Below are 3,315 nucleotides of genomic sequence, written 5' to 3'. Positions count from 1 at the left end.
TTCGTTTCCGACTCTATCAGACTCTTTCGTGTCCGATTCCCGGTCGAAGCGGGTTTCGCTTTCCGGTTCCCGCTTTCGCGTTTCCCTTTCGGCGATTCCGACTCTATCAGAAGTTTTCCACCGGATTTCCCGGCTTCGGTTTCCTCGGAAAGGAGTCGACTGTGCCCCAGCGGAATGCGATTCCTTCTGGAGGCGAGAGAGATTTTAAACCATCGCTGCCGAACTTGTCCAGTTCGAGGCAACCGTTCGAATCTACCTCCCCATCGCAACCGTGTCAACGGCCGTTCCGGGACGACGAGGAGACTAGCAGCTACGCAGGCCGATGCGCACATCAGGCCGCGGTGGGGAGCGCTGCCGTCCGGTCGGCGGCCTCCACGTCGCCCGCCTCGCCTGCGCGTGCGGCCCGACCGCCGAGCACGTACACGTACGCCAGGAACGCGGCCTCGGCGGCGACGCCGATGGCGATGCGCGCCCAGGTGGGGAGGCCGGACGGGGTCACGAAGCCCTCGATGAGGCCCGACACGAAGAGGACGACGGCGAGGCCGATGGCCATGCCGAGAGCGGCCCGGCCCTGTTCGGCGAGGGCGGCGCGGCGGGTGCGCGGGCCCGGGTCGATGACGGTCCAGCCGAGGCGCAGCCCGGTGCCCGCGGCCACGAAGACGGCCGTCAGCTCAAGCAGGCCGTGGGGCAGGATCAGCCCGAGGAACACGTCGAGGCGGTCGGCCGACGCCATCAGGCCGATGCCGACGCCGAGGTTGACCATGTTCAGGAACAGCACCCACAGCACCGGGATGCCCAGGAACGCACCCAGGACCAGGCACATGGCGGCGGCCTGGGCGTTGTTCGTCCAGACCTGGGCGGCGAACGAGGCCGCGGGGTGGCTGGAGTAGTACGTCTCGTACTCGCCCCCGGGCTTCGTCATGGCCTTCAGCTCGTCCGGCGCCGCGATGGCGGCCTGGACCTCGGGGTGCACGGCTATCCACCAGCCGATCAGTACGCCGATCAGCGTCGACAGCACCGCGGTCGGTATCCACCAGCGGCGGCTGCGGTAGACGGCGGCCGGGAAGGCGGCGGTGAAGAAGCGGGCCGCATCGCGCCAGCCGGCACGGCGTGCGCCGGTGACCGTGGCCCGCGCCCGGGCCACGAGCTGGGTCAGGCGGCCCGTGAGCAGGGCGTCGGGGGTGCTCGACTGGATCTGGGAGAGGTGGGTGGAGGTGCGCTGGTAGAGCGCGACCAGTTCGTCGGCCTCGGCTCCGGTCAGTTTGCGGCCGCGGCCCAGCAGCTGTTCCAGGCGGTCCCATTCCGCTCGGTGGGCCGTGACGAAGACGTCGAGATCCATCCGGTTGCCGCTCCCCCTGCCCGTGGTGCCCGTGGCTCCTGCTCCGGCGTTACTTCTTCCGCGGTCAGCTTGGCAGACTGGATGACCAAGGGGCGGGTCCGGCCACGACATGGCCACGGGAAGGGTGTGCGGCGTGAGCGATCTGGTGACGGGGGACGCGGTCGTTCTGGGGCTGCGGCCCGCAAGGGTGCCCAGCCGGGCGCTGGCGTTCTTCCTCGACCTCCTCGTGTACCTCACCGGCTATCTGCTGATCTCGATCGGGCTGGTCTACGCGACCGCCTCGATGGACGTGGCCGCCAAGGCCGCGGTGTCGGTCGCGTCCTTCGTGCTCGTGCTGGTCGGTGTGCCGATCGCGGTGGAGACGCTGAGCCACGGGCGGTCGCTCGGCAAGCTGGCCTGCGGGTTGCGGGTGGTCCGCGACGACGGCGGCCCGATCCGGTTCCGGCACGCGCTGGTGCGCGGGGCCATGGGGGTCGTGGAGCTGCTCGGCACGTTCGGGTCGATCGCCTGCATCGCGTCGCTGGTGTCGGCGCGCGGCCGCCGGCTGGGTGACGTGTTCGCGGGGACCCTGGTCGTACGGGAGCGGGTGTCGGGGCCGCCGGTGATGCCGGTGCCGGCGCCGCCTCCGTGGCTGGCCGGGCGGTTCGGCGGACTGGACCTGTCGGCGGTGCCGGACGGGCTGTGGCTGGCGATACGGCAGTACCTGACGCGGATGGGCCAGCTGGATCCGCAGGTGGGTGCGGCGATGGCGGCGAAGCTCGCGGACGACCTGGTCGCGCGTACGGGGGCGCCCGCACCGGCGGGGGTGCCGGCGGCCGCGTTCCTGATGGCGGTGGTGCACGAGCGGCAGTCGCGGGATGCGGCCCGGGCGTTCGGGCGGCCGGGGATCCCCGGGGTGCCTGGGATGCCCGGGGTGCCCGGGGTTGCTGCCGGCGGGGCGTACGTACCGCCGGCCGTGCCGCAGCCCGTACCGCCTGTGGCGTACGTCCCCGTGCCGCAGCCCGTACCGCCTGTGGCGTACGTCCCCGTGGCGGCGGCTCCCGTCCCTGCTCCGGCTCCCGTTCCCGTTCCCGTTCAGCCGGCTGCCGAGCCGGTGCGGAAGACGGGGTTCGCCCCGCCCGCGTAATGCCCGGGGGTTGTCAGTCCGGGAAGGCCGAGGGCGGGGTCTCCAGGTGTTCGAGTTCGATGCCGGGCGCGGAGAGGACCACGTCCCCGGCCAGGTGCACGGTGTGGACCTCGCCGGTGTCCAGGGCGGTGATCCGGTACTCGTCGACGACGAGCGGGCCGGTGTCGGTGCCGTGGGTGGTGCTGCCGACGTGCTGCCACGCCTGGTCGACCGTACGGGGCGCCAGCACCGGGTCGGTGAGGGCGACGAGCCGGACCCGGGTCGCGGGGCCGCCGGGGGCCGGGCGCAGCAGGCGGGCCGTGGCGACGAGGAACGCCGGCGAGGTGCCGGTGAACGCGGCGGCGGGGGCGTTGCCCTCCGTGGCCTCGTTGCCGGTGGGGTCGGAGCGGACCCAGGTGACGCCGTCGATGGCGGCGCCGCGGACCTGCCAGCTCGCGGCGTTCAGTTCGAGGCGGATGGGGCGGCCCAGTTCGTCGATCGCCAGGTCGACCGAGCCGCGGTGTTCGCCGTCGGGGGCGGTCAGTTGGGAGACGTAGCGCCAACCGGAGGGGCCGGGGGCGCAGTTGAAGTGCTCCTCGCCGAGGGGGGTGTGGTCGTGGGGGTCGTGGAGCGAGTAGCGGCCGCGGGGCATGGCGGGGGTTCCTTGCGGTTGTGCGGTCCGGGGGCGGGGACGGGGCAGGCCCCCGGCACGGGTGCCGGGGGCCTGTCGCGGTGATCGCGGTACTGCGGATCCCGGGAATCCCGGGGCCCGGGGATCAGTAGCGGTAGTGGTCCGGCTTGTACGGGCCGTCCACGTCGACGCCGATGTACGCGGCCTGCTCCGGGCGGAGCGTGGTGAGCTTGACGCCGA

4 protein-coding genes are annotated in these 3,315 nt (G+C 72.4%); 1 reads left to right on the top strand and 3 read right to left on the bottom strand.

The window, feature by feature from the left end:
* Window positions 1–331: 331 nt before the first annotated feature.
* Window positions 332–1,339: a stage II sporulation protein M gene (locus tag AB0F11_RS37955; RefSeq protein ID WP_362184398.1), complete on the bottom strand. Its 1,008-nt coding sequence runs from the start codon at window positions 1,337–1,339 to the stop codon at window positions 332–334.
* A gap of 133 nt (window positions 1,340–1,472) precedes the next feature.
* On the opposite strand from AB0F11_RS37955, the gene AB0F11_RS37950 reads away from it, so the two are divergent.
* Window positions 1,473–2,465 carry an RDD family protein gene (locus AB0F11_RS37950; RefSeq protein ID WP_362184396.1) on the top strand — a complete coding sequence of 331 codons (993 nt, stop codon included), beginning with the start codon at window positions 1,473–1,475 and terminating at the stop codon, window positions 2,463–2,465.
* Window positions 2,466–2,478: 13 nt separating this feature from the next.
* On the opposite strand, the gene AB0F11_RS37945 is transcribed toward AB0F11_RS37950, so the two are convergent.
* Both AB0F11_RS37945 and AB0F11_RS37940 read right to left on the bottom strand, forming a co-directional pair.
* Window positions 2,479–3,096: a hypothetical protein gene (locus tag AB0F11_RS37945; RefSeq protein ID WP_362184394.1), complete on the bottom strand. Its 618-nt coding sequence runs from the start codon at window positions 3,094–3,096 to the stop codon at window positions 2,479–2,481.
* Window positions 3,097–3,220: 124 nt separating this feature from the next.
* Window positions 3,221–3,315: adenosylhomocysteinase (locus AB0F11_RS37940; RefSeq protein ID WP_351034276.1), on the bottom strand; the 95-nt coding region annotated here is incomplete at its 5' end.

The organism is Streptomyces sp. NPDC032472 (assembly GCF_040636955.1).
Lineage (GTDB): Bacteria > Actinomycetota > Actinomycetes > Streptomycetales > Streptomycetaceae > Streptomyces.
This window is presented reverse-complemented; position numbering and strand designations above follow the sequence as displayed.

Coding starts and splice junctions, on each gene's coding strand:
- AB0F11_RS37955 (WP_362184398.1), bottom strand. CDS start 1,339: ATGGATCTCGACGTCTTCGTCACGGCCCACCGAGCGGAATGGGACCGC.
- AB0F11_RS37945 (WP_362184394.1), bottom strand. CDS start 3,096: ATGCCCCGCGGCCGCTACTCGCTCCACGACCCCCACGACCACACCCCC.